23 protein-coding genes are annotated in these 23965 nt (G+C 58.6%); 14 read left to right on the top strand and 9 right to left on the bottom strand.

Annotated elements, in window-relative coordinates:
• Nucleotides 1-107: 107 nt before the first annotated feature.
• The gene (locus tag BJF97_RS11340; RefSeq protein WP_032692830.1) at nt 108-896 is read left to right on the top strand and encodes a MipA/OmpV family protein; all 789 of its coding nucleotides are present in this window, start codon (nt 108-110) and stop codon (nt 894-896) included.
• 115 nt (nt 897-1011) lie between these two features.
• Nucleotides 1012-1305: a YciI family protein gene (locus tag BJF97_RS11335; RefSeq protein ID WP_032692832.1), complete on the top strand. Its 294-nt coding sequence runs from the start codon at nt 1012-1014 to the stop codon at nt 1303-1305.
• A gap of 50 nt (nt 1306-1355) precedes the next feature.
• Here BJF97_RS11335 and phoH read toward each other — a convergent pair whose 3' ends face one another.
• From phoH to efeU, 4 genes are all read right to left on the bottom strand, one after another.
• Entirely contained in the window at nt 1356-2144 is a 789-nt protein-coding gene (gene phoH / locus BJF97_RS11330; RefSeq protein WP_032692833.1) for a phosphate starvation-inducible protein PhoH, read from the bottom strand.
• A 509-nt stretch (nt 2145-2653) separates the two neighbouring features.
• Nucleotides 2654-3934, bottom strand: a complete 1281-nt coding sequence (gene efeB, locus BJF97_RS11325; RefSeq protein WP_032692834.1) for an iron uptake transporter deferrochelatase/peroxidase subunit — start codon at nt 3932-3934, stop codon at nt 2654-2656.
• Nucleotides 3935-3938: 4 nt separating this feature from the next.
• Nucleotides 3939-5066 (bottom strand): iron uptake system protein EfeO, encoded by a 1128-nt coding sequence (gene efeO, locus BJF97_RS11320; protein WP_032692835.1) that lies wholly within the window; start codon nt 5064-5066, stop codon nt 3939-3941.
• Between the two features lie 52 nt (nt 5067-5118).
• Nucleotides 5119-5949: an iron uptake transporter permease EfeU gene (gene efeU, locus BJF97_RS11315; RefSeq protein ID WP_032692836.1), complete on the bottom strand. Its 831-nt coding sequence runs from the start codon at nt 5947-5949 to the stop codon at nt 5119-5121.
• A gap of 273 nt (nt 5950-6222) precedes the next feature.
• Here efeU and BJF97_RS11310 point away from each other — a divergent pair, with 273 nt between their 5' ends.
• Entirely contained in the window at nt 6223-7407 is a 1185-nt protein-coding gene (locus tag BJF97_RS11310; RefSeq protein WP_014228804.1) for a NupC/NupG family nucleoside CNT transporter, read from the top strand.
• 101 nt (nt 7408-7508) lie between these two features.
• Here the strand turns inward: BJF97_RS11310 and BJF97_RS11305 are convergent, their stop codons facing one another.
• Both BJF97_RS11305 and putP read right to left on the bottom strand, forming a co-directional pair.
• Complete coding sequence (locus BJF97_RS11305; RefSeq protein WP_014228803.1) at nt 7509-7943, bottom strand: DUF3574 domain-containing protein; 435 nt, start codon at nt 7941-7943, stop codon at nt 7509-7511.
• Nucleotides 7944-8055: 112 nt separating this feature from the next.
• Nucleotides 8056-9564, bottom strand: coding sequence for a sodium/proline symporter PutP (gene putP, locus BJF97_RS11300; protein ID WP_025106252.1), 1509 nt, complete (start codon nt 9562-9564; stop codon nt 8056-8058).
• A 427-nt stretch (nt 9565-9991) separates the two neighbouring features.
• Between putP and putA the strand changes: the two genes are divergently transcribed.
• Nucleotides 9992-13954: a trifunctional transcriptional regulator/proline dehydrogenase/L-glutamate gamma-semialdehyde dehydrogenase gene (gene putA / locus BJF97_RS11295; RefSeq protein WP_032692837.1), complete on the top strand. Its 3963-nt coding sequence runs from the start codon at nt 9992-9994 to the stop codon at nt 13952-13954.
• 192 nt (nt 13955-14146) lie between these two features.
• Nucleotides 14147-14542, top strand: coding sequence for a lysozyme inhibitor LprI family protein (locus BJF97_RS11290; protein ID WP_014228800.1), 396 nt, complete (start codon nt 14147-14149; stop codon nt 14540-14542).
• Here BJF97_RS11290 and rutR read toward each other — a convergent pair.
• Nucleotides 14539-15177: an HTH-type transcriptional regulator RutR gene (gene rutR, locus BJF97_RS11285; RefSeq protein WP_032692838.1), complete on the bottom strand. Its 639-nt coding sequence runs from the start codon at nt 15175-15177 to the stop codon at nt 14539-14541. The genes BJF97_RS11290 and rutR overlap by 4 nt on opposite strands.
• Before the next feature lie 284 nt (nt 15178-15461).
• Between rutR and rutA the strand changes: the two genes are divergently transcribed.
• From rutA to rutG, 7 genes are read left to right on the top strand one after another with little or no spacing between them, the layout of a single operon-like run.
• A complete protein-coding gene (rutA, locus tag BJF97_RS11280; protein WP_014228799.1) occupies nt 15462-16553 on the top strand; it encodes a pyrimidine utilization protein A in 1092 nt (363 codons plus the stop codon).
• The gene (gene rutB, locus BJF97_RS11275; RefSeq protein ID WP_070082905.1) at nt 16553-17263 is read left to right on the top strand and encodes a pyrimidine utilization protein B; all 711 of its coding nucleotides are present in this window, start codon (nt 16553-16555) and stop codon (nt 17261-17263) included. The genes rutA and rutB overlap by 1 nt, the downstream gene beginning before the upstream one ends.
• Nucleotides 17256-17648: a pyrimidine utilization protein C gene (gene rutC, locus BJF97_RS11270; protein ID WP_004131297.1), complete on the top strand. Its 393-nt coding sequence runs from the start codon at nt 17256-17258 to the stop codon at nt 17646-17648. The genes rutB and rutC overlap by 8 nt, the downstream gene beginning before the upstream one ends.
• The gene (rutD, locus tag BJF97_RS11265; protein ID WP_014838061.1) at nt 17645-18448 is read left to right on the top strand and encodes a pyrimidine utilization protein D; all 804 of its coding nucleotides are present in this window, start codon (nt 17645-17647) and stop codon (nt 18446-18448) included. Before rutC ends, rutD begins: the two co-directional genes overlap by 4 nt.
• Complete coding sequence (locus tag BJF97_RS11260; protein ID WP_014228796.1) at nt 18445-19035, top strand: malonic semialdehyde reductase; 591 nt, start codon at nt 18445-18447, stop codon at nt 19033-19035. Before rutD ends, BJF97_RS11260 begins: the two co-directional genes overlap by 4 nt.
• Before the next feature lie 9 nt (nt 19036-19044).
• Complete coding sequence (gene rutF, locus BJF97_RS11255) at nt 19045-19539, top strand: NADH-dependent FMN reductase RutF (protein WP_014228795.1); 495 nt, start codon at nt 19045-19047, stop codon at nt 19537-19539.
• A 21-nt stretch (nt 19540-19560) separates the two neighbouring features.
• Nucleotides 19561-20883 (top strand): pyrimidine utilization transport protein G, encoded by a 1323-nt coding sequence (rutG, locus tag BJF97_RS11250; protein ID WP_070082904.1) that lies wholly within the window; start codon nt 19561-19563, stop codon nt 20881-20883.
• A 235-nt stretch (nt 20884-21118) separates the two neighbouring features.
• Here the strand turns inward: rutG and BJF97_RS11245 are convergent, their stop codons facing one another.
• Complete coding sequence (locus tag BJF97_RS11245; RefSeq protein ID WP_004131287.1) at nt 21119-21292, bottom strand: general stress protein; 174 nt, start codon at nt 21290-21292, stop codon at nt 21119-21121.
• 374 nt (nt 21293-21666) lie between these two features.
• On the opposite strand from BJF97_RS11245, the gene wrbA reads away from it, so the two are divergent.
• Both wrbA and BJF97_RS11235 read left to right on the top strand, forming a co-directional pair.
• On the top strand, nt 21667-22263 hold the full coding sequence (gene wrbA, locus BJF97_RS11240) for an NAD(P)H:quinone oxidoreductase (protein ID WP_004100968.1): 597 nt from the start codon (nt 21667-21669) through the stop codon (nt 22261-22263).
• Between the two features lie 20 nt (nt 22264-22283).
• Nucleotides 22284-22511 (top strand): YccJ family protein, encoded by a 228-nt coding sequence (locus tag BJF97_RS11235; RefSeq protein ID WP_004849783.1) that lies wholly within the window; start codon nt 22284-22286, stop codon nt 22509-22511.
• A gap of 139 nt (nt 22512-22650) precedes the next feature.
• Here the strand turns inward: BJF97_RS11235 and agp are convergent, their stop codons facing one another.
• Entirely contained in the window at nt 22651-23898 is a 1248-nt protein-coding gene (gene agp, locus BJF97_RS11230; RefSeq protein WP_014838058.1) for a bifunctional glucose-1-phosphatase/inositol phosphatase, read from the bottom strand.
• Nucleotides 23899-23965 lie beyond the last annotated feature (67 nt).

The following is a 23965-nucleotide window of genomic DNA, read 5'->3' as shown; positions in this document are numbered from 1 at the left end:
GTTTCTTAACACTATCCCGACCGTTCATTGATTTAGCAAAACCATACTGCACCGGCATTCTGCGGCGCGTCCTTATCGACGGCGCCCGCGTCCACGTGGAGAACAGTATGATAGCCAGAAAAATTTCGCCGTATATGGTCGTGCCGTTTTTAATGGCGATAACACCCGGCGCGCGTGCCGATGAAGCCGCCGCGCCTTCCGATGGGCTGACTATCGGGGTGGGCGGAAAATACGCGCCTCGTTACAGCGGCTCTGACAAGCAGAGTTGGCAGGTGGTTCCCGTACTACAGGGGCGGAAAGGCGCTTTCTTTATTGATAGTCAAAAAGGCATAGGCTATGACCTGGCTGGCGACAGCGGTCTCTACTTCGAGCACACGCTCGGTTATGACCTCGGGCGAGCGGAAAAAAACTCAGGCTGGCGCGATGGGGCGAATACGCTGAAGGGGATGGGTAATATTAAAGCCACCATGAATACCGCCTTCGCCGTCGGCTGGTCGGTCACGCCGTGGCTCACCGTTGAAGGTAAGGCTACGCTTCCGCTCACCGACGCCCAGGGCGTGCATTATCAGACCTCCGCAACCCTCCTGCTGCTCCAGAATTCGCAGGATATCGTTGCCTTACAGTCCGCCGCGCTGTTTGGCGACGACCGGTACGCCAATACCTTTTACGGGGTCGATCAACGGCAGAGCGCCCGTTCCGGCTATCGCCCCTATCGCGCACCCGGCGGATTTTACGGCATCGACAACGCGCTGACCTGGAGCCATCAATATGACGAGCATTGGGGATCCACGCTCAGCGCCGGCTATACCTGGCTCGGAGAACATGCCGCTGACAGCCCGATAGTCTCACGGCGCAATGAAGGTTCCGTGACCGCGGCAATCACCTGGACATTTTAATCGATTCTGCGCTCGTCCAGACACCCACCGCGTCAGTTGATTAAAAAAACCTGAAGCCCTGTTCACGTGAATGATAAGCTTCTGCAGCGTTACATTTAAATGTTAAGGAAGGAAAATGAGCACCATTGCCGTTGTTGTTCTGACTTACGTTAAACCGCTTGATCAGGTAGACGCCCAGCTTGCTGCGCACGTGGAATGGCTAAAGCAAGGCTATGCTGCCGGAATATTTCTCGCTTCGGGGCGTAAAATCCCCAGGTCCGGCGGCGTGATTCTGGCTAAAGGCGATGATATGGATGGGCTGCAAAACTGGCTGAGCCAGGATCCATTTCAGCAATCGGGCGTAGCGAAAGTCGAGATCGTTCCTTTTGAAGCCACGATGGCCACTCCTTCACTGCAGGCTCTTCTGTAGTGCAGCAAAAACAAAGCCCGGTCACCCGGGCTTTGCAGACGCAGAAGAACTCAGTAGTAGGCTTTCAGCGCACGCTGGCAAAGCGTTGAGCGCACGCAATCATCGGTTGTAAAGCGCACAATACCCACCATCTCATCCTCTTCAAAACGCGCTAGCGCATCGGTCAGACCCGACCGTACGCCTGAAGGTAAATCGCACTGGGTAATGTCGCCGTTGACGATAACCGTCACGTTCTTCCCGAGGCGGGTCAAAAACATCTTCATTTGCGCAGCGGTCACGTTCTGGGCCTCGTCCAGAATCACCACCGCATTTTCAAATGTACGTCCGCGCATATAGGCGAACGGCGCGATTTCCACCTTGCCGATTTCCGGACGCAGGCAGTACTGCATAAAGGAAGCCCCTAGCCTTCTCACCAGCACGTCATAGACCGGTCGGAAATAGGGAGCAAACTTCTCGGCGATATCTCCCGGTAAGAAGCCGAGATCTTCGTCGGCCTGCAGAACGGGACGGGTAACAATAATTCTGTCCACATCCTTATGGATCAGGGCTTCAGCTGCTTTTGCCGCGCTAATCCAGGTCTTACCGCACCCGGCCTCGCCCGTGGCGAAGATCAGCTGTTTATTGTCGATGGCATTCAAATAATGCGCCTGAGCGTCATTGCGCGCTTCGATTGGCGATGCGTCGCGGCTATCCCGCGCCATGCCAATGGCTTCTACGCCACTCATTTGCACAAGCGATGTGACCGATTCTTCTTCGCGCTGCTTATGGCTTCGCGAATCCTGTCTCAGCACACGTTTGGCCTCACGACGAGCTCTGGTCACTGCTTTTTGTCTTCCCATGGATAGCACCTTGCGTTGTTGGTTTACATCACACGCGCCACGATCGACGCGATTATGCGCACTAACGATTGAGGTTTGGCTTCCTTGTAAGCCATTGCTTGCCTGACGAATTGGCAGAGGGTCACGGCTACGCGCACCGGTAACCTTGCCTGGGTTCTGGTTTTCTTTGATAGAGGAGAAGGATTTTGCGGTGTGAAAATCGCGGCCGGAAGTTGGGCTCCCGTGCTGATAAGTACGGTCTGGGGTTTGACGTTTTCCGTTACAGCAATCGGGCATTCGCGATCTCCATAATGAAACGAGACTACTGCCGAGAACTACCGCGCCTGTAATAAGTACATCAGAAATAATTCTAAGCGCAACTTATTTTTCACACACAGACAACAAATAATTCTCATCGCAGCTGAGGAGAGTTTCCGACTATAAGATTACAGAAAAATGAAACAAGGCAGGAAATACAAAAAATGAATGGAAAAACAGCAGAAAACGCCCTGCCCTTGCGGGCAGGTACGTCAGGCTTCGAGCAGCGATTGCCCGAGATAATGCAGATCGTCGATAACCCCCGGCAGAACAAAGAAATAGCCGCCGCCAATGGGCTTCACGTACTCCTCCAGCGCTTCTCCATTCAGGCGCTTTTGCACCGTCAGGAAGCCTTTTTCCAGATCGTGCTGGTAGCAAACAAACAGCAGCCCCATGTCCAGCTGACCGGAATTGGTCACCCCCAGCGAATAGCTATAGCCCCGGCGCATCATCAGGCTGGATTCGGTTTCCGGGGTACGCGGGTTCGCCAGACGAATATGGCTATCGAGCGCAATGGTATCGCCGTCAGGGTCTTTGCTGTAATCCGGGACATCGTGCTCGTGCTGCATCCCAAGCGGCGCGCCGCTCAGTTTATCGCGGCCAAAAATGGTCTGCTGCTCTTTCAGCGGCGTGCGATCCCAGAACTCAACGTGGAACTGAATAATCCTCGCCGCCTGATAGCTGCCGCCCGTAGCCCACGCAGGCTCTCCCTGGTCGGCGGTGACCCACACCACTTTATCCATTAGCGCCTTATCGGTGCTCACCGGATTCGCGGTGCCGTCTTTGAAGCCCAGCAGATTCACCGGCGTCTCTTTACCCTTGCTGCGCGCGGCGCTGTCGGAGATAAACCCTTCCCGCTTCCAGCGCACGCTGAGCAAATCCGGGGTGTGCTTAATCACATCCCGCAGGGCGTGAATTACCTTATCCTGGGTGTTGGCGCAAATTTGCAGCAGCAGATCGCCGTGGCACAGCGCCGCATCCAGCGAATCGTTCGGAAAACGCGTCATCTTTTGCAGCCTCTTCGGCGCCTGATGAGCCAGGCCGAAACGCTCGTCAAACAGCGAATGCCCCACCGAGACGGTGATCGTCAGATTATCCGGGGCGATCCACGGCCCGAGAATGCCAGAGTCCATCGGCGGCAGCCGCGGGTTCGGCGTCTCAGGCGCGGGACCGCCTTTGGTCAGAAAGGCAATACGCCGGGTCAGCAGGCGAAACAGCCGCTCAAGGTCCGCTTTATCGTTGGCCAGCACATCAAAGGCGACAATCATCATCGACGCCTGCTGCGGGGTCAGCACCCCTGCCTGATGTGGGCCATAAAACGGCTGCGCTTCCTGACGCGCATCCGGCGACACCGTGCCCGGAGAGCTATTGTCTTTTGCCGCGTGCGCCACCGGACAGCCGCCGGATATCGCCAGCGCGCCGCCAAGCGCGCCGATCCCTTTTAACAACCGCCGCCGGGACGGTTGATTAACATCATATTTTTGCTCAGCCATCGCCTTAGTCCAGACCCAGGATCCCGCGCAGCTGGGCCAAATCTTCCGCCAGCGTGGTGATCGGGCCTTTCAGCGCGTTACGATCGGCATCCGTCAGCTTGTCATAGGTCTCAAAGCCATCTTTGGTGCGGTATTTGCTGAGAATGGCGTCCACCTTTTTGAAGTTGGCATCCACCTTAGCCAGCAGCGCGCTGTTCTCTTTTTGCAGCTGCGGACGCAGCAGGTCGACGATTTTCTGCGCGCCGTCAATGTTGGCCTGGAAATCCCACAGGTCGGTATGGCTGTAGCGATCTTCTTCGCCGCTGATTTTGCTGGCGGCCACTTCTTCAATCAGACCGGCCGCGCCGCCGACCACTTTTGACGGCGGGAACGCCAGTTCGCTAATGCGTTTTTGCAGCTCGCGAACGTCAGCGTTCAATTGATCGGCATAGTTATCCATTCCCTTGACGCTGTTATCGCCAAACAGCGCTTTTTCCAGCCGGTGGAAGCCGGTGAATTTCGGATCTTCGGCTTTTTTCTCGTAGTCATCCTCGCGGGCGTCAATGCTGCCATCGAGATCGGAGAACAGTTCGGCGATCGGTTCAATACGTTCATAGTGCTGGCGCGTCGGCGCGTACAGCGCTTTCGCCTTCTCGATATCGCCCGCTTTCACCGCATCGGTAAAGGCTTTCGTGCCGCTAACCAGCTCCGCGGTCTCTGCGGTGACCCAGGCTTTATAGGCGGTAATGGCTTCACCCAGGCTGAGCAGCGCATCGGCTTTGGCGGCATCTTTGGTCGCCTCGCCGGTCACCGTCAGTTTGCCTTTCGGGTTAGTCAGCAGGCCGCAGGTCATATCATATTCACCCGGCTGCAGGTTGGCCGTCAGCTTTTGCGTAAAGCCGGGGGCGATATTCTCCCGCTCTTCCACCACCATCACCCCTTTCAGAATCTCCCACTCCAGCGCTTTCTGGCTGTGGTTCTGAATGATGAACTGGGTTTTACCCGCCTTCACGGTGACGTTCATCGGCTCGCACTGTTTGTCGGTGACGGTCACTTTGACCTGCGGAATATCGGCCGCCTGGGCGTAAAAAGCCGAGCTGAACAGCGCAGCAAGCGTAAGCTGCAGCGCATTACGACGAAACTGATTCATCATGACCATCCCTTTCGATAAGTATGTTGTCACTATTGCAATCCGCGATGCCCGACTACGCTGCCCGGGATGCGGTGGTTTTTTTACCCGGCGGCGAGACGTACAGCACCAGCGCCGGGATCAAATAGATAAAGTAGACCGCCACTTCGCTGACGGTCGGCGTTTCCTGATAGCCGAAGATCCCTTCCAGCAGCGTGCCGAATAGGGTGTGCGTCGAAATGACGTTGCTCAGGTCGAAGGCGACCGCCTGGAAATGGTTCCACAGTCCGGCCTCATGGAAGGCGCGGATAGCCCCCGCGGCGAGGCCTGCGGCCACCAGTAAAATAAACAGGCTGGTCCATTTGAAAAAGACGGCGAGATTCATGCGGATGCCGCCCCAGTAGATCAGGAACCCTAAAACGATGGCCGTCGCCAGGCCGAGCATCGCGCCGATGGGCGGCCAGATTCCGACATCCTGCTGGAAAGCGGCGAGCAGGAAAAAGACCGATTCCAGGCCTTCACGCGCGACGGCGAAAAAAACCATCATCACCAGCGCCCAGCCGTGGTTATTTCCGCGCTGGAGGGCATTATCAACCGCCTGCTCAAGCTGCTGTTTGACGTTGCGCGACACTTTACGCATCCAGAACACCATCCAGGTCAGAATGCACACCGCCACCACCGCCACGATGCCTTCGAACAGCTCCTGCTCGCGCTGCGGAAACTCGCCGGTGGTTTCGTTGATAAAAATGCCGAGGCCCAGGCACAGCGCCGCCGCAAGCAGCACCCCAATCCACATGACGCCAATCCAGCTACCGCGCTGGGGGCGTTTCAGATAGCTGGCAATCAGGCTGACAATCAGCGCAGCTTCCAGGCCTTCACGTAACATGATGAGAAATGGGACAAACATGCCAACACCCTTAAATGTGAACCGCAGTCAACTGATGCAAAGATAGGTAAATATTTATGATAGTGATTATCATTACAATAATCAGAAACACAAGTGAAATGTGGAGTGAATGATGACGATTTGTAAATCAGTCGCGAACAAATAATGACTTGCGCGATTATCCCGCAGCCCAGGCCCCTCGGGGCAGGAGGACGGGATTTTTTGCGCCAGATATTTACCCGGCTGCCCAGCTGTGGCTAAATGGCGGCCTTATTGACCTGCGAAATAAACGACATGACTCAATTCTTGCACTTCCTGCTGGCGCTGGTGGTTATCCTCGCCCTTGCCTGGCTTGCCAGCTACGACCGTAAAAAAATCCGCATTCGCTATATTATCCAGTTAATTATTATTGAAGTTGCCCTGGCTTTCTTTTTTCTCCACGCCGAAAGCGGCCTGTGGCTAGTGAAAAATATCGCATCCTTTTTTGAATCACTGCTCGGCTTTGCCGCCGAAGGCACCAACTTTGTATTTGGCGGCATGAGTGAAAAAGGGCTGGCGTTTATTTTCCTTGGCGTGCTGTGCCCCATTGTCTTTATCTCCGCGCTCATCGGTATTCTTCAGCACTGGCGTATTCTGCCAATTTTTATTCGCCTGATTGGCACCCTGCTGTCAAAGGTTAACGGTATGGGTAAGCTGGAGTCCTTCAACGCGGTCAGTTCGCTGATTCTCGGTCAATCAGAGAACTTTATTGCCTATAAAGGCGTGCTCGGCGATCTCTCTTCCCGCCGCCTGTTCACCATGTCGGCCACCGCGATGTCGACGGTGTCGCTCTCCATCGTCGGCGCTTATATGAGTATGCTCGACGCGAAATACGTCGTCGCCGCGCTGATCCTGAATATGTTCAGCACCTTTATTGTGCTGTCGATCATTAACCCGACGCGTCCGGGCAGCGAGGAGGAGATCAAGCTTGAAAAACTGCATGAATCCCAGAGCTTCTTTGAAATGCTCGGTGAATATATTCTGGCCGGTTTTAAAGTCGCGATGATTATTCTGGCGATGCTGATTGGTTTTATCGCCTTAATTAGCGCCATAAATGCCCTGTTCGCCACGATATTTGGCCTGAGCTTCCAGCAGATCCTCGGCTACGTCTTTTATCCCCTGGCGTGGCTGATTGGCATTCCGCTTAGCGATGCGCTGAACGCCGGGAGTATTATGGCGACGAAACTGGTGGCCAATGAATTTGTCGCTATGATTGAGCTGCAAAAAATAGCCGCCAGCATGACGCCGCGCGGGCTGGGAATTTTATCCGTGTTCCTGGTTTCCTTCGCCAACTTTGCCTCTATCGGCATTATCGCCGGGGCGATTAAAGGCCTGAACGAGCAGCAGGGGAATATCGTTTCCCGCTTCGGCCTGCGCCTGGTGTATGGCGCAACGCTGGTCAGCCTGCTCTCCGCCAGCTTTGCGGGGCTGGTACTGTAACCGAAGCGCGTTTGGCCTGTTACCCCGGGGTAACAGGCCCGCGTAGCTATGTAGCCCGGGTAAGGCGTTAGCCGCAACCCGGGAATTTCACCTGATTCAAATTAAAAATGTACGCAGACCGGCTGGTCAACGCGCATCACCGACTCCTGCGCAAAGCGTGATTTATAGGTCGTGCGCAGCGCCTCAATCCCCTCTTCGCTCTTCGCATCTTTGCCGTGAATCAGCATCAGCGCTTTGCTCTGCTCGCGCGCCACGGTACCGTCATTGCCCAGCCACTGCCCGCGCGCGTCAAAGACCGTCAGGCCATCGCGAAAGCGCGGCGTCACGTCGCGGTCAACGAACTGCTGCCACTCCTGCGCGGTAATATCCTTCCCGGCCGGACGGCTTAAGCCGAAATAAAGCGTGGTTTGCACCATGGCGTTATCCGCCGGGCAGGCGTTAGCGTCCGCCGCCGGAGCCGTCTTCGCGGCGGGCGCTACGCAGCCGCTTAATATCCCTGCCAGTACCAGCGCCACTGCACCCTGTTTGAAACTCATTTTGCTACCCTCATTGTTATTTGTGCTGAGATATCAGCGTATTTTCAAGCCATTAGCAAGAGGCATAAATAACAAAGCCCGCATTACGCGGGCTTGATGGGGTTGCAGAGGATTACTCGGCGGTCGCGCGCACCGGCGGCGCGGAGTGATAATGGGCGTCCGCTTCGGCGAAGCGTCGCTGCATCTCGGCGGAGGGCGCTTTACCCAGCAGGCTGAAGACCACAATCCCCAGGCTACCAAAGATAAAGCCTGGGATGATTTCATACAGGCCCAGCCAGCCGAACTGCTTCCAGATAATGACCGTTAAGGCGCCGATGATCATCCCGGCCAGCGCACCGTTACGGGTCATTCGTGACCACATCACCGAGAACAGCACCACCGGGCCAAACGCCGCGCCAAAGCCAGCCCATGCGTAGCTCACCAGACCCAGCACGCGGTTTTCCGGGTTGGCCGCCAGGGCGATCGCAATTAACGCGACGAGCAGCACCATAAAGCGTCCTATCCATACCAGCTCTTTCTGTCCGGCATTTTTACGCAAAAACGCTTTATACAGATCTTCCGTAATCGCGCTTGAGCACACCAGCAGCTGGCAGCTCAGGGTGGACATCACCGCCGCCAGAATCGCCGACAGCAGGATCCCGGCAATCCACGGGTTGAACAGAATCTGCGCCAGTTCGATAAAGACGCGTTCGGCGTTCTGATTAACCGCACCGGCAACGGCCGGGTTGTTATTGAAGTAGGCAATACCGAAGAAGCCGACGGAACAGGCACCCGCCAGGCAGAGGATCATCCAGGTCATGCTGATGCGACGGGCGTGAACGATGCTGTGATGCGAATCCGCCGCCATAAAGCGCGCCAGAATATGCGGCTGACCAAAATAGCCCAGGCCCCAGCCCATCAGCGAAATAATCGCCACGAAGTTCAGGCCCTTGAGCATATCAACGTTCTCAATGCTCTTTTGCTTAATCACTTCCAGGGAATCGCCAAACCCGCCGACGGAAATCACCACCATCACCGGCGTCAGGATCAGGGCGAATATCATCAGGCTGGCCTGAACGGTATCGGTCCAGCTTACCGCGAGGAAGCCGCCGACAAAGGTATAAATAATGGTTGCCGCCGCCCCGGCCCACAGCGCGGTTTCGTAGCTCATGCCAAAGGTGCTTTCAAACAGACGCGCGCCGGCCACAATACCGGAAGCGCAATAGATGGTGAAAAATAACAAAATGACCAGCGCCGAGATAATTCGCAGCACGCGGCTTTTATCTTCAAAACGGCCGGTGAAATAATCCGGCAGCGTCAGGGCGTTATTATTCGCCTCGGTATGCACCCGCAAACGCCCCGCCACCAGCTTCCAGTTAATCCATGCGCCTAACGTCAGGCCAATGGCAATCCAGCTTTCGGAAATACCGGAAATAAATATCGCCCCCGGTAGCCCCATCAGCAGCCAGCCGCTCATATCGGAGGCTCCGGCGGAGAGCGCGGTGACAAATGGGCCAAGGCTGCGGCCGCCGAGAATATAATCATCAAAGTTCTTTGTCGAGCGCCAGGCAATAAAGCCGATGAGTACCATGCCAAAAATATAAACAATAAAAGTCACCAACATGGGTGTGCTAATAGCCATGTAAAAATCTCCAGAATTTTTGTCGACAGCATCCAAATTTGTCGTTTTATCCACTACCGGAACGGGGCAATGGCCTATTGGTTGTATTGGGCGACCGTATCCTGACGGAAGCTTTGTTTTTTCACAAACGATTTAACACAGCATTTACACGAAATGCTTCCGGGACCAAACTTCATTTTGTTATAGGTTGCACTCTCTCACGTTTTTAGCGGTTGCACCACGCAAAAGTGTTAAGTGACGCATAGAAATACCTTATTAGACAGGGGGTAAATACCTGCTATTTTCATCATCATTTTTAACATTCACGGCGTTTTTCTACCTGCCACACAATTCTCAATTAACAAGGTTGCACAAAGTTGCAACATGGTAGATATTTCTACGCAACCTCATCTTGGCACGAAGACGTTCTATTACAGGAGTTCCTGACATGGGCACCACCACCATGGGTGTAAAACTTGACGACGCGACGCGCGAACGCATTAAATCCGCGGCGAGCCGTATTGACCGCACGCCGCACTGGCTGATTAAACAGGCCATTTTCAACTATCTGGAAAAGCTGGAAAACGACGAGACGCTGCCGGAGCTGCCGGCGCTGCTGTCCGGCGCGGCGAACGAAAGCGATGAGGCCGGTCATCCGGCTGACGAACCTTATCAGCCCTTCCTCGATTTCGCCGAGCAGATCCTGCCGCAGTCCGTTTCCCGCGCGTCGATCACCGCCGCCTGGCGCTGGGCCGAAACCGACGCCGTGCCGATGCTGCTGGAGCAGGCTCGCCTGCCGCAGACTCTCGGCGAACAGGCGCACAAGCTCGCCTATCAGCTGGCGGAGAAGCTGCGCAATCAGAAAACCGCCAGCGGCCGCGCCGGAATGGTGCAGAGCCTGCTGCAGGAGTTCTCGCTCTCCTCGCAGGAAGGCGTGGCCCTGATGTGCCTGGCAGAAGCGCTGCTGCGCATTCCCGACAAAGCCACCCGCGATGCCCTGATCCGCGACAAAATCAGCAACGGCAACTGGCAGTCGCATATCGGCCGCAGCCCGTCGCTGTTCGTCAACGCCGCCACCTGGGGGCTGCTGTTTACCGGCAAGCTGGTCTCCACCCACAACGAAACCAGCCTGTCGCGCTCGCTGAACCGTATTATCGGCAAAAGCGGCGAACCGCTGATTCGTAAAGGCGTCGATATGGCGATGCGCCTGATGGGCGAGCAGTTCGTCACCGGCGAAACCATCGCCGAAGCGCTGGCCAACGCCCGTAAGCTGGAAGACAAAGGCTTCCGCTACTCCTACGATATGCTGGGCGAAGCGGCGCTGACCGCCGACGATGCTCAGGCCTATATGGTCTCCTACCAGCAGGCGATCCACGCCATCGGCAAAGCCTCCAACGGACGGGGCATTTATGAAGGACCGGGCATTTCGATTAAGCTCTCCGCGCTGCACCCGCGCTACAGCCGCGCCCAGTACGACCGCGCGATGGAAGAGCTTTACCCGCGCCTGAAATCGCTGACCCTGCTGGCGCGCCAGTACGATATCGGTATCAACATTGACGCCGAAGAGGCCGATCGCCTGGAGATCTCTCTCGATCTGCTGGAAAAACTCTGCTTTGAACCGGAGCTGGCGGGCTGGAACGGGATTGGCTTTGTGATCCAGGCCTATCAGAAACGCTGCCCGTTCGTGATTGACTACCTGATCGACCTCGCGACCCGCAGCCGTCGCCGCCTGATGATTCGTCTGGTTAAAGGCGCCTACTGGGACAGCGAAATCAAACGCGCGCAGATGGACGGTCTCGAAGGCTATCCGGTCTATACCCGCAAGGTCTACACCGACGTCTCCTATCTGGCCTGTGCGAAAAAGCTGCTGGCGGTGCCGAGCCTGATCTATCCGCAGTTCGCGACCCATAACGCCCACACCCTGGCGGCAATTTATCAGCTGGCCGGACAGAACTACTACCCGGGACAGTACGAATTCCAGTGCCTGCACGGCATGGGCGAGCCGCTGTACGAGCAGGTGACCGGTAAAGTCGCCGATGGCAAACTCAACCGCCCGTGCCGTATCTACGCGCCGGTCGGCACCCACGAAACGCTGCTGGCGTATCTTGTGCGTCGTCTGCTGGAAAACGGCGCCAACACCTCGTTCGTGAACCGTATCGCTGACAGCACCCTGCCGCTGGATGAGCTGGTTGCCGACCCGGTCGCCGCGGTGGAAAAACTGGCCCAGCAGGAGGGCCAGGTGGGTCTTCCGCACCCGAAAATCCCGCTGCCGCGCGATCTTTACGGCAAAGACCGCAGCAATTCAGCCGGTCTGGATCTCGCCAACGAGCATCGTCTGGCCTCCCTCTCCTCCTCGTTATTAAACAGCGCGCTGCATAAATGGCAGGCGCTGCCGATGCTGGAGCACCCGGTGGCCGAAGGCGAAATGCAGCCGGTCGTGAACCCGGCAGAGCCAAAAGATATCGTCGGCTACGTGCGCGAAGCCAGCGAGGACGAAGTTCAGCAGGCGCTGACCAGCGCGGTTAACAACGCGCCAATCTGGTTCGCCACCCCGCCGCAGGAGCGCGCGGCGATCCTCGAACGCGCCGCGGTGCTGATGGAAGGCCAGATGCCGACCCTGATGGGCATCCTGGTGCGCGAAGCGGGGAAAACCTTCAGCAACGCGATTGCCGAAGTGCGCGAAGCGGTGGACTTCCTCCACTACTACGCCGGTCAGGTGCGCAACGATTTTGACAACGAAACCCATCGCCCGCTGGGCCCGGTCGTCTGTATCAGCCCGTGGAACTTCCCGCTGGCGATCTTTAGCGGACAAATTGCCGCCGCGCTGGCGGCAGGCAATACCGTGCTGGCAAAACCAGCCGAGCAGACGCCGCTCATCGCCGCTCAGGGCGTGGCGATCCTGCTGGAAGCGGGCGTACCGCCGGGCGTTATTCAGCTGCTGCCGGGCCGCGGAGAAACCGTCGGCGCCGCGCTGACTTCCGACGAGCGCGTACGCGGCGTGATGTTTACCGGCTCAACCGAAGTCGCCACCCTGCTGCAGCGCAATATCGCCAGCCGGCTGGATGCTCAGGGGCGTCCGACGCCGCTGATCGCCGAAACCGGCGGCATGAACGCGATGATCGTCGACTCTTCAGCATTAACCGAGCAGGTGGTTGTCGACGTGCTCGCCTCGGCGTTCGACAGCGCGGGGCAGCGCTGCTCCGCCCTGCGCGTACTCTGCCTGCAGGATGATATCGCCGATCATACGCTGACCATGCTGCGCGGCGCGATGGCCGAGTGCCGGATGGGCAATCCGGGCCGCCTGACCACCGATATCGGGCCGGTGATTGACGCCGAAGCCAAAGAGAATATTGAGCGCCACATCCAGACGCTGCGCGCCAAAGGGCGCAAAGTCTTCCAGGCGGTGCGCGAAAACGGCGAAGATTCCCGCGAGTGGACCAGCGGTACTTTCGTTCCGCCGACGCTCATTGAGCTCGACAGCTTCGATGAGCTGAAAAAAGAGGTCTTCGGCCCGGTGCTGCACGTAGTGCGCTATAACCGCAACGAACTGGACGGGCTGGTCAAACAGATTAACGCCTCCGGCTACGGTCTGACCCTCGGCGTGCATACCCGTATTGACGAAACCATCGCTCAGGTCACCGGCAGCGCCAACGTCGGCAACCTGTACGTCAACCGTAATATGGTCGGCGCCGTGGTCGGCGTGCAGCCGTTCGGCGGCGAGGGCCTGTCGGGTACGGGTCCAAAAGCCGGCGGCCCGCTGTATCTGTATCGGCTGCTCTCCAGCCGCCCGCAGAACGCCGTCGGGATTACCCTCGCCCGCCAGGACGCGGAGTATCCGCTGGACGCGCAGCTGAAGACGCTGCTGGAAAAACCGCTGGTCGCTTTACAGCAGTGGGCGGCGGATCGCCCGGAGCTGCATGCTCTGTGCCAGCAGTTCAGCGAGCAGGCGCAGGCCGGAACCCAGCGTCTGCTGCCGGGGCCAACCGGCGAGCGCAACACCCTGACCTTTATGCCGCGCGACCGCGTGCTGTGCGTGGCCGATAATGAGCAGGATGCGCTCACCCAGCTGGCGGGCGTGACCGCCGTTGGCTGCGAAGTGCTGTGGCCGGACGCCCCTCTGCAGCGCGAGCTGGCGAAAAAGCTGCCGCGTGAGGTCAGCGCGCGGATCCACTTCGCCAAAGCGGAAACCCTGACGACCGAGCCTTTCGATGCGGTTATCTACCACGGCGATTCCGATCAGCTGCGGGAACTGTGCGAACAGGTGGCGGCGCGCGATGGCGCTATCGTGTCGGTGCAGGGCTTCGCCCGCGGCGAGAGCAATCTGCTGCTGGAGCGCCTCTATATTGAACGTTCGCTCAGCGTCAATACCGCCGCGGCCGGCGGCAACGCCAGCCTGATGACGATTGGCTAAGCCTGCTTTCCGGGTTGCGGCTGATGCCTTACCCGGGCTACCCAACCACAGCCCGCACTATCAGTAGCCCGGGCAAGGCGCTTTGCGCCGCCCCCGGGAAAGCAGACGGCACAACGTCAGCTAATGACACCAGACGCAGGCTGTGGTTAATTAAGGCTCCCGGACGGGAGCTTTTTTTATGGGAGTTGACCAATGAAACGCACTTTACTCGCTTTTGCCGCGCTGCTGGCAAGCACCCATGCGCTGGCGGACGAATGCAGCAACGCCAGCAATCAAACGGAAATGAACCAGTGCACCGCCGAGCGGTACCAGGCTGACGACAAAAAACTAAATGAAACGTACCAGGAAGCGCTGAAGCGCGCCTCCGGCAAGCAGCAGGAGTTGCTGAAAAAAGCGCAGCTGTCGTGGATTGCCCTGCGCGACGCCGACTGTCAATTCCTCGCCTCCGGCGCTGAAGGCGGCAGCGTACAGCCGATGCTGATCAACCAGTGCATGTCCGATAAAACCGTCGAGCGCGAATCGTTCCTCGCCTCGCTGCTGCAGTGCGAGGATGGCGATCAGAGCTGCCCGCTGCCGCCCGCCAATTAACGTACGCGAATCCCTTCGATAATCATCCGCTGGACGTTATCGACGGTTTGCTGAAAAAACGCCTCATCGCGCAGCGTCGCGCCGGTTACCGCCTCAACCTGAGTGGCGAAATCGGCGTAATGCTGTGTGGTCGCCCAGATCATAAAGATCAGATGCTGCGGGTCAACCGGCGCCAGACTGCCGCTCTCGACCCAGCCGGAAATAATCGCCGACTTTTCATCCACCAGCGCTTTCAGATCGCCGGTCAGCTCGCCCATCAGCAGCGGCGCGCCCTGCAGCATCTCCAGGCAGAACAGCCTTGACGCCTGCGGGTGATCGCGAGAAACCTCCAGCTTAAGGCGGATATATTCGCCGATGGCCACCAGCGGGCTGATATCTTCGCGAAAGGCCTTTAGCGGCGCCAGCCAGATAGCCAGAATCTGCTGCAGCACGGCAATATACAGCGCCTCTTTCGACGGGTAGTAGTAGAGCAGGTTCGTTTTCGATACCCCGGCCAGTTCGGCGACCTGCTCAAGCCGGGTACCGTGGATACCAAACTGCGAGAACGCGTCCAGCGCGGCGGCCAGGATAGCCTCTTTTTTCGCGCTCACCGCCTGTGAGCGTTTGCCGATCTTTTTCACGCCGCCCTGTGCCATTCGTTATCTCCTTCTTTTCACGCCATCAGCATAGCAAAAGCCCAGCGCCGACACGACTCTCTGCACCCTGATTGCGCACGACTGCGGTTTTTTCGTGCACCGATTTTGACCATTCAGTCCACTTTTATTGCTGCTATTTTCAGCAACCATACAGCAACACCTTAATAACATTAGCCTTTGCAAAACTGGCATCGCCTTTGCTTTATCTTTCAGGCGAGGTGATTGAGGGAGATGCAGGATGCAGCGCCGCGCCTTCTTGTTCAACGACATGCAGAGAGGTAGGTATGAAAATTGGTGTCTTCGTTCCGATTGGTAATAACGGCTGGCTGATTTCCACCCATGCTCCCCAGTACATGCCGACGTTTGAGCTCAATAAGGCCATCGTGCAAAAAGCCGAACACTACGGCTTCGATTTCGCGCTGTCGATGATTAAACTGCGCGGCTTCGGCGGCAAGACCGAATTCTGGGATCATAATCTGGAGTCCTTCACCCTGATGGCCGGACTGGCGGCCGTCACTTCGCGCATTCAGATCTACGCCACCGCCGCCACGCTGACGCTACCCCCGGCGATCGTCGCGCGCATGGCCTCGACTATCGACTCTATCTCCGGCGGCCGCTTTGGCGTCAATCTGGTCACCGGCTGGCAAAAGCCGGAATACGAGCAGATGGGCATCTGGCCGGGCGACGACTACTTCGCCAGCCGCTACGACTATCTCACCGAATATGTCCAGGTCCTGCGCGACCTGTGGGGAACCGGGCGCAGCGACTTTAAAGGCGACTACTTCACCATGAACGACTGCCGCGTCAGCCCGCAGCCGTCGCAGCCGATGAAAGTGATCTGCGCCGGGCAAAGCGACGCCGGTATGGCGTTCTCCGCCCGGCACGCTGACTACAACTTCTGCTTCGGCAAAGGGGTCAACACCCCTGCCGCCTTCGCCCCCACCGCCGCGCGGATGATGGAGGCGGCGGAAAAAACCGGCCGCGACGTCGGTTCCTACGTCCTGTTCATGGTGATTGCCGACGAAACCGACGAGGCGGCCCGCGCCAAATGGGAGCATTACAAAGCCGGCGCCGATGACGAAGCGCTGGCGTGGCTTACCGAACAGAGCCAGAAAGACACCCGCTCCGGCAGCGACACCAACGTGCGCCAGATGGCCGATCCCACCTCGGCGGTCAACATCAATATGGGCACCCTTGTCGGCTCTTACGCCAGCGTCGCCCGCATGCTCGACGAAGTGGCGGCGGTCCCCGGCACCGACGGCGTGCTGCTGACGTTTGATGATTTCCTTATCGGTATCGAAGCCTTTGGTCAGCGCATTCAGCCGCTGATGCGCTGCCGCGACCATATCGCCACCATGACTCAAGAGGTTGCCTGATGATTACCCTGCCCGCTCGTCCGGAATCCCTGACCTTTGCGCCGCAGCAGAGCGCGCTGATCGTTGTCGATATGCAGAACGCCTACGCCAGCCAGGGCGGCTATCTCGACCTCGCCGGATTTGACGTTTCCGCCACCCGCCCGGTTATCGACAATATCAACGTCGCCGTGGCCGCCGCGCGCGCCGCCGGGATGCTGATTATCTGGTTCCAGAACGGCTGGGACGACCAGTACGTGGAGGCCGGCGGCCCCGGTTCGCCGAATTTTCATAAATCCAACGCGCTGAAAACAATGCGAAAGAACCCGGAGCTGCAGGGCAAGCTGCTGGCGAAAGGCGGCTGGGACTATCAGCTGGTCGATCAGCTTAAGCCGCAGCCCGGCGATATCGTGCTGCCGAAACCGCGCTACAGCGGCTTCTTTAACACCTCGCTCGACAGCATTCTGCGCAGCCGCGGCATCCGCCATCTGATCTTTACCGGTATTGCCACCAACGTCTGCGTGGAATCGACCCTGCGCGACGGCTTCTTCCTCGAGTATTTCGGTATCGTGCTGGAAGACGCCACCCATCAGGCCGGTCCGGCGTTCGCCCAGCAGGCGGCGCTGTTCAATATCGAAACCTTCTTTGGCTGGGTCAGCGATGTCGCCAGCTTCTGTACCGCCCTTGAGCCCGCCGCGCCGCGCGCCTTTTCCGAGGAGAAACGTTATGCCTAAACAGGTGATTATTCCGCCAGGCACCACCACGCCTATCGCCCCGTTTGTCCCGGGCACGCTGGCCGACGGCGTGGTTTACGTCTCCGGCACCCTGCCGTTTGATAAGCAAAACAACGTGGTTTATATCGGCGACCCAAAGGCGCAAACCCGCCACGTGCTGGAAACCATCAAGAGCGTTATCGAGACGGCGGGGGGCAGTATGGCGGATGTGACCTTCAACAGCATCTTTATCACCGACTGGAAAAACTACGCCGCGATTAATGAGGTCTACGCGGAGTTCTTCCCCGGCGACAAACCGGCGCGTTTCTGTATTCAGTGCGGGCTGGTGAAGCCCGATGCGCTGGTGGAAATAGCCACCGTCGCGCATATCGGGAAGCCGGCATGATGAAGCTAAATGTCTCCCCGGCGCCTTATCCGGGCGCGCCGGTGGTGGTTCTGAGCGCCGGGCTCGGCGGCGCGGGCGGCTACTGGCTACCGCAGCGGGCGGCGCTCGAACCGTACTATCAGCTGGTGAGCTATGACCATAACGGCACCGGTGAAAACGGCGGCCCCCTGCCCGTCGGCTACAGCATGGCGGCCATGGCGCAGGAGCTTAACGCGGCGCTGCAGGCGGCGGGGATTGTGCGTTTTGCGCTGGTCGGCCACGCCCTGGGCGCGCTGATCGGTCTGCAGCTGGCGCTGGACCATCCCGAAGCGATAAGCGCCCTGGTGCTGGTGAACGGCTGGCTGACGCTCTCCCCGCATACCCGCCGCTGCTTTCTGGTGCGCGAACGCCTGCTGCACGCGGGTGGCGCGCAGGCGTGGGTAGAAGCGCAGCCGCTGTTCCTCTATCCGGCGGAGTGGATGGCCTCTCGCCTGCCGCGGCTGGAGGCCGAAGACGCGCTCGCCATCAGCCATTTCCAGGGCAAAGAGAATTTACTGAAAAGGCTGAACGCCCTCAAGCAGGCCGACTTTTCGCGGCGGGCGGCAGCGATAACCTGCCCGACGCTGATTATCAGCGCCGCTGACGATCTGCTGGTCCCGGCCTCCTGCTCCCGCGTGCTGCAGGCGGCAATCCCCGGCAGCCAGCTGGCGGAAATGGCCTGGGGCGGCCACGCCTGCAACGTCACCGATACCGCCACCTTTAACCCTATTTTATGCGACGGGCTGGCCGCGATGCTGCCCGTCCCCCAGGAGAATCTATGAGCGAAGCCATTAGCCCAGCCGCCTGCGCCGCGCTGTTTACCGAGGCCCGAACCCACAACGGCTGGCTGGACAGGCCGGTCAGCGACGAGCAGCTGCGTGAAATCTACGCCTTGCTGAAAATGGGACCGACCTCCGCTAACTGCTCCCCGGCGCGCTTCGTTTTCATCCGCACGCCGGAAGGCAAAGAGAAGCTGCGCCCGGCTCTGTCGAGCGGCAACGTTGCGAAGACCCTGCAGGCGCCGGTCACCGCTATCGTCGCCTGGGACAGCGCGTTCTATGACCGGCTGCCGGAGCTGTTCCCTCACGGCGACGCCCGCAGCTGGTTTACCTCCAGCCCGCAGATGGTGGAAGAGACCGCCTTTCGCAACGGTTCATTGCAGGCGGCGTACCTGATTTTCGCCTGCCGCGCGCTGGGCCTGGACACCGGCCCCATGTCGGGCTTTGACCGCGAAAAAGTCGATGCGGCGTTTTTTGCCGACGGCGCCTGGAAAAGCAACCTGCTGATTAATATCGGCTACGGCGATCCCGGCAAGCTGTACGCTCGCCTGCCGCGTCTGCCTTTTGATGATGCCTGCCAGCTGGCATAAGGAGCCCGTATGTCTACTGCCGATAAACAAAGCTTTCGCGACGCCATGGCCCACGTCGGGGCGGCGGTCAACATCATCACCACCGATGGTCCCGCAGGCCGCGCCGGCTTTACCGCCAGCGCCGTCTGCAGCGTTACCGACGCGCCGCCCACGCTGCTGGTGTGCCTGAATCGTTCCGCCTCGGTATGGCCGATCTTCAGCCAGCACCAGGCGCTGTGCGTTAATACCCTGGCGGCCGGTCAGGAAGGACTCTCGAACCTTTTCGGCGGTAAAACGCCGATGGCGGAGCGCTTCGCCGCCGCCGACTGGCAAACCGGCGCGACCGGCTGTCCGCGTCTGGAAGCGGCGCTGGTCAGCTTCGACTGCCGCATCAGCCAGATCGTCAGCGTCGGAACTCACGACATCCTGTTTTGCGAAGTGGCGGCGATTGTACGCCATCCGGAACCGCGCGGACTGATGTGGTTCGACCGCGGCTACCACACGCTGATGCGTCCAGCCTGTTAACCCTAAACCCAGGATCTCATCATGGCTCTCTTCGATTTTCCTCGCTGGCAGTTAACCTCCCCCTCCGCCGCGTCCGGCGTCGTGGCCCCCGATGAACGTCTGTCGGTCGGGCAAACCGTGGTGATGGGCGTTCAGCACGCGGTGGCGATGTTTGGCGCGACCGTCCTGATGCCAATCCTGATGGGGCTGGATCCCAATCTGTCGATCCTGATGTCCGGCATCGGCACCCTGCTGTTCTTTTTGGTTACCGGCGGGCGCGTGCCGAGCTACCTTGGCTCCAGCGCTGCCTTTGTCGGCGTGGTCATCGCCGTTACCGGCTTCAACGGCCAGGGGCTTAACCCGCACCTTAGCGTCGCGCTGGGCGGCATTATCCTCTGCGGGCTGGTTTATACCCTGATTGGCCTGGTGGTGATGAAAATCGGTACCCGCTGGATTGAGCGGCTGATGCCGCCGGTAGTCACCGGCGCGGTGGTCATGGCGATAGACCTTAACCTCGCGCCCATCGCGGTACGCAGCGTATCAGCAACGCCGTTCGACGGCTGGATGGCGGTGCTGACGGTGCTGTGCATCGGCCTGGTCGCGGTGTTTACCCGCGGGATGCTGCAGCGGCTGCTGATCCTCGTCGGGCTGATTATCGCCTGCGCGCTGTACGCATTGCTGGCCAACGGCCTCGGGCTGGGCAAGCCGCTGGATTTTAGCCTGCTTGAGCAGGCGGCGTGGTTCGGTTTGCCGCAGATGACCGCCCCGACCTTTAACGGCCAGGCAATGATGCTGATCGCTCCCGTGGCGGTGATTCTGGTGGCGGAAAACCTCGGCCACCTGAAGGCGGTTGCCGGGATGACCGGGCGCAATATGGACCCGTATATGGGCCGCGCGTTCGTCGGCGACGGACTGGCAACGATGCTCTCCGGCTCGGTTGGCGGCAGCGGCGTGACCACCTACGCGGAGAATATCGGCGTGATGGCGGTCACCAAAGTGTACTCGACGCTGGTGTTCGTCGCGGCGGCGCTGATTGCGATGCTGCTTGGGTTTTCACCGAAATTTGGCGCGCTGATCCATACCATTCAGGGACCGGTGATCGGCGGCGCATCGATTGTGGTGTTCGGCCTGATTGCCGTCGCGGGCGCGCGAATTTGGGTGCAGAACCGCGTGGATTTGAGCCAGAACGCAAATCTGATTATGGTGGCGGTGACGCTGGTGCTGGGGGCGGGCGACTTCGCGCTTTCGCTCGGCGGCTTTACCCTCGGCGACATCGGGACGGCCACCTTCGGCGCGATCCTGCTCCACGCTCTGCTTAACCGCCGTCCGCGTGAGGCCGGGCAAACCAACGTCACCCCGGTATGAAAGCGTGCAACGCCAGCAGACCCGTACCGGGAAATCCCCGGTCGCGCTGCGCTTACCGGGGCTACAAAACAGCGTCAACCCGTAGCCCGGCTAAGGCGTTTACGCCGCGAGCCGGGCGTTCCTCCCGCTCAGCGGAACCTGCAAAGTGGAAAAAAAACCGCCGACGTGACGTCGGCGGCGAGGGTGATGGGGTCGGGCCCGGGAGATTAACCCCCATCAGCAACAATCCGGCGCGCTAGCTTTCGCGGCTACCATGACTGTTTTTGCCCCCTTTCTTGCCCGCTTCGGAAGCGCGTTGAGGATCGTTTTTAAAGTTCCCCCCGCTATGCTGGCCACCTTTACGACCTGCTTCTGATGCTCTTTCACGGTCTTCGGCAAAGTTGCCGGCACCGCCACGATGGTTTGCCATTACTGACCTCCATTTAGGTTAGACATCATGCTGCATTAGGTGAAACACGAGGCTCTGGCCTCCGCGATACGGGTTGCGTATCACGTGCTTTTAAGGTTAGCGAAGGAAAGCCGTGCCGGGTGGATATCGTCACATTCTGAAATAGATTTTGTATAAGAACTGCCGCTATTGCGCCGGACGCGCGCTAAGCGACTCTTATGACAGCCTAAAATAGCGCCGCTGAAGATGTATCTTTTTGCAACAGCCCTGAATGTTAGCAATGTTGTTATAAATCAAATAAATGATTGTTGCATTTGCACTCTTCGCCAGAGGTCTTATCTTTAAAGGTAGCCAGTCGACTGGCTGGCTCATAACGCAACCGAGGAGTGATGCAAATGGCTAAGATTCTGGTGCTTTATTATTCCATGTACGGACACATTGAGACCATGGCGCATGCCGTCGCCGAAGGAGCAAACAAGGTAGATGGCGTTGAAGTGGTCGTGAAGCGCGTGCCGGAAACCATGCAGGCAGAGGTTTTTGCCAAAGCAGGCGGGAAAACGCAAAACGCGCCCGTCGCCACGCCGCAGGAGCTGGCTGAGTACGACGCCATCATCTTTGGTACCCCAACCCGTTTCGGCAATATGTCCGGACAGATGCGCACCTTTCTCGATCAGACCGGCGGCCTGTGGGCGTCCGGAGCGCTGTACGGCAAACTGGCCAGCGTATTCAGTTCAACCGGTACCGGCGGCGGTCAGGAGCAAACCATCACCTCAACCTGGACCACGCTTGCCCACCACGGGATGATTATTGTACCGATTGGCTACGGCGCCCAGGAGCTGTTTGATGTTTCGCAGGTTCGCGGCGGCACGCCTTACGGCGCCACCACCATTGCCGGCGGCGACGGCTCACGCCAGCCAAGTGAAGAAGAATTAGCCATTGCCCGCTATCAGGGGCAACACGTTGCGGGTCTGGCAGTGAAATTACACGGTTAATCTTCAGCAGGAGGACAAGCATGCCGAATCAAGAAGCAAAGGCCCACCGCGTGGGTGAATGGGCCAGTCTGCGCAATACGTCTCCCGAAATTGCCGAGGCGATTTTTGAATTAGCCAATTACGATGAAAAGCTGGCGGAGAAAATCTGGGAAGAAGGCAGCGATGAAGTCCTGCCCCTCGCCTTCGCCAAAACCGACAAAGACTCCCTGTTCTGGGGCGAACAAACTATCGAACGCAAGAACGTGTAGCCGGGACAGGTACGCAGTACCGCCTCCGGGAGTTCTTGCATGAGCTTCCCGGAGGCGGGGCGTTGCGCCTGTTCGGGCTACAAGACAAGGCTAAACATCGGCAGCAAGACCCGGATTGCTCCGGGTTTTTTATACTCTGCTACTTCGTGGCCTCGGCCATCGCTTTTTTAAAGGTGTCCATCGGACAGAAGCCGTTGTCATCGACCGGACAACCGTTTAGCGCCAGCGTCACCCGCTGCGGCGGCGATTGCAGGGTCAGCGCATCGGCATTGCGCAGCTGTTCGGTACTTTGATACACGTACTCAATCTTCATCAAGTCGCGATTGCCGCTCTTATCATGCCAGCGCTGGAACACCAGCTTGCCGCCGATGGGCGTACGTTCGTACTGGTTGTGCAGCTGATAAGGTTTAAAATCCAGCGCCGTCAGCAGCGAGGCGATATTGGAATCGTGCCCCACCAGCAGCGTGACTTTCGCCGCTTTCGCCGCGTCGCCCACCAGCGCGTTATCGATATATTTCACCAGCGGTTTAGCCACGTTGCGCGCCACTTCCGGCGAGGTGAAGAGACTGTCCTGATAGCCGTTTTTCAGCTTCGACAGCACCTGCCACTGCTTATCGCTGGCGATTTCGCCCCACGCCACCTGGTCTTTCGGGAAACCTTCGTAATATTGCAGCGTAAAGGCGTCAACCAGCGAGTTGCCGACTTTAAGCGGCCCGGAAACGCCCGGCTCCTGCTGATATTTGGCGCTAAAGGTATCTTTCGCGTCGCTCAGCGAGCACTGCTGCTTCTCTTTGCAGGACGGGGAGTTACGGTAGTCGGTCATCTCCTCCAGCAGCTTATAGCTTTCGCTCAGCTGCATCCCCTGCCGCTCTTTCTCCATCGCCTGCACCGCCTTTTCGCTAAACGCGGCGGAATCGTCGACGATCACCGGATTAAACGTCGGGTCCATGGTGCCCATTTTTTCCTGATGGTGCACGGTCACGCCGCAGCCGGGAAACGCGCCGGTGATAAAGAACTGCGCGGTGGCGACGGTGCGCTGCAGGCTATTGGCATAGGCGTAGACCGCGTTCTCCGGCGGGCATTCGCCGCTGGTCACCAGCCCCTGCTGCGCCAGCCATTCGCGCATATAGTGCCCCATATACACTTCCAGCACCCCGCCCTTGGTGGTCAGCTGGCCGCCGGGGACATCCCACTCAGGCCAGGACTTCGGCGTTGATTGCTCCAGCACGCTGCCGTTGTTCGCCAGCGGCGCGCGCAGGTTATGGCGGCTCATGATCAGCACCTGCTGAAGCTGGTACCCCTCCGGTGCCGCCTGTTCCTGCGCCTGGACGCCGGCGGAGAGTAAAATAACGCCGGTGACGGCGGCAGCGAGTAGACTTTTTCTCATCCCTTAATCCTCAGTCAGTGATTATCATCGCCTAAATTGTGACAAATTTATGACATTTTTCCGGGCA

The organism is Klebsiella sp. LTGPAF-6F, from assembly GCF_001753185.1.
Lineage (GTDB): Bacteria > Pseudomonadota > Gammaproteobacteria > Enterobacterales > Enterobacteriaceae > Klebsiella > Klebsiella michiganensis.
This window is presented reverse-complemented; position numbering and strand designations above follow the sequence as displayed.

Coding starts and splice junctions, on each gene's coding strand:
- BJF97_RS11290 (WP_014228800.1), top strand. CDS start 14,147: ATGAAACGCACTTTACTCGCTTTTGCCGCGCTGCTGGCAAGCACCCAT.
- putA (WP_032692837.1), top strand. CDS start 9,992: ATGGGCACCACCACCATGGGTGTAAAACTTGACGACGCGACGCGCGAA.
- BJF97_RS11335 (WP_032692832.1), top strand. CDS start 1,012: ATGAGCACCATTGCCGTTGTTGTTCTGACTTACGTTAAACCGCTTGAT.
- BJF97_RS11340 (WP_032692830.1), top strand. CDS start 108: ATGATAGCCAGAAAAATTTCGCCGTATATGGTCGTGCCGTTTTTAATG.
- rutF (WP_014228795.1), top strand. CDS start 19,045: ATGTCTACTGCCGATAAACAAAGCTTTCGCGACGCCATGGCCCACGTC.
- rutR (WP_032692838.1), bottom strand. CDS start 15,177: ATGGCACAGGGCGGCGTGAAAAAGATCGGCAAACGCTCACAGGCGGTG.
- rutA (WP_014228799.1), top strand. CDS start 15,462: ATGAAAATTGGTGTCTTCGTTCCGATTGGTAATAACGGCTGGCTGATT.
- efeU (WP_032692836.1), bottom strand. CDS start 5,949: ATGTTTGTCCCATTTCTCATCATGTTACGTGAAGGCCTGGAAGCTGCG.
- BJF97_RS11310 (WP_014228804.1), top strand. CDS start 6,223: ATGACTCAATTCTTGCACTTCCTGCTGGCGCTGGTGGTTATCCTCGCC.
- rutG (WP_070082904.1), top strand. CDS start 19,561: ATGGCTCTCTTCGATTTTCCTCGCTGGCAGTTAACCTCCCCCTCCGCC.
- efeB (WP_032692834.1), bottom strand. CDS start 3,934: ATGGCTGAGCAAAAATATGATGTTAATCAACCGTCCCGGCGGCGGTTG.
- BJF97_RS11235 (WP_004849783.1), top strand. CDS start 22,284: ATGCCGAATCAAGAAGCAAAGGCCCACCGCGTGGGTGAATGGGCCAGT.
- rutB (WP_070082905.1), top strand. CDS start 16,553: ATGATTACCCTGCCCGCTCGTCCGGAATCCCTGACCTTTGCGCCGCAG.
- putP (WP_025106252.1), bottom strand. CDS start 9,564: ATGGCTATTAGCACACCCATGTTGGTGACTTTTATTGTTTATATTTTT.
- BJF97_RS11260 (WP_014228796.1), top strand. CDS start 18,445: ATGAGCGAAGCCATTAGCCCAGCCGCCTGCGCCGCGCTGTTTACCGAG.
- BJF97_RS11245 (WP_004131287.1), bottom strand. CDS start 21,292: ATGGCAAACCATCGTGGCGGTGCCGGCAACTTTGCCGAAGACCGTGAA.
- BJF97_RS11305 (WP_014228803.1), bottom strand. CDS start 7,943: ATGAGTTTCAAACAGGGTGCAGTGGCGCTGGTACTGGCAGGGATATTA.
- rutD (WP_014838061.1), top strand. CDS start 17,645: ATGATGAAGCTAAATGTCTCCCCGGCGCCTTATCCGGGCGCGCCGGTG.
- wrbA (WP_004100968.1), top strand. CDS start 21,667: ATGGCTAAGATTCTGGTGCTTTATTATTCCATGTACGGACACATTGAG.
- efeO (WP_032692835.1), bottom strand. CDS start 5,066: ATGATGAATCAGTTTCGTCGTAATGCGCTGCAGCTTACGCTTGCTGCG.
- rutC (WP_004131297.1), top strand. CDS start 17,256: ATGCCTAAACAGGTGATTATTCCGCCAGGCACCACCACGCCTATCGCC.
- phoH (WP_032692833.1), bottom strand. CDS start 2,144: ATGGGAAGACAAAAAGCAGTGACCAGAGCTCGTCGTGAGGCCAAACGT.
- agp (WP_014838058.1), bottom strand. CDS start 23,898: ATGAGAAAAAGTCTACTCGCTGCCGCCGTCACCGGCGTTATTTTACTC.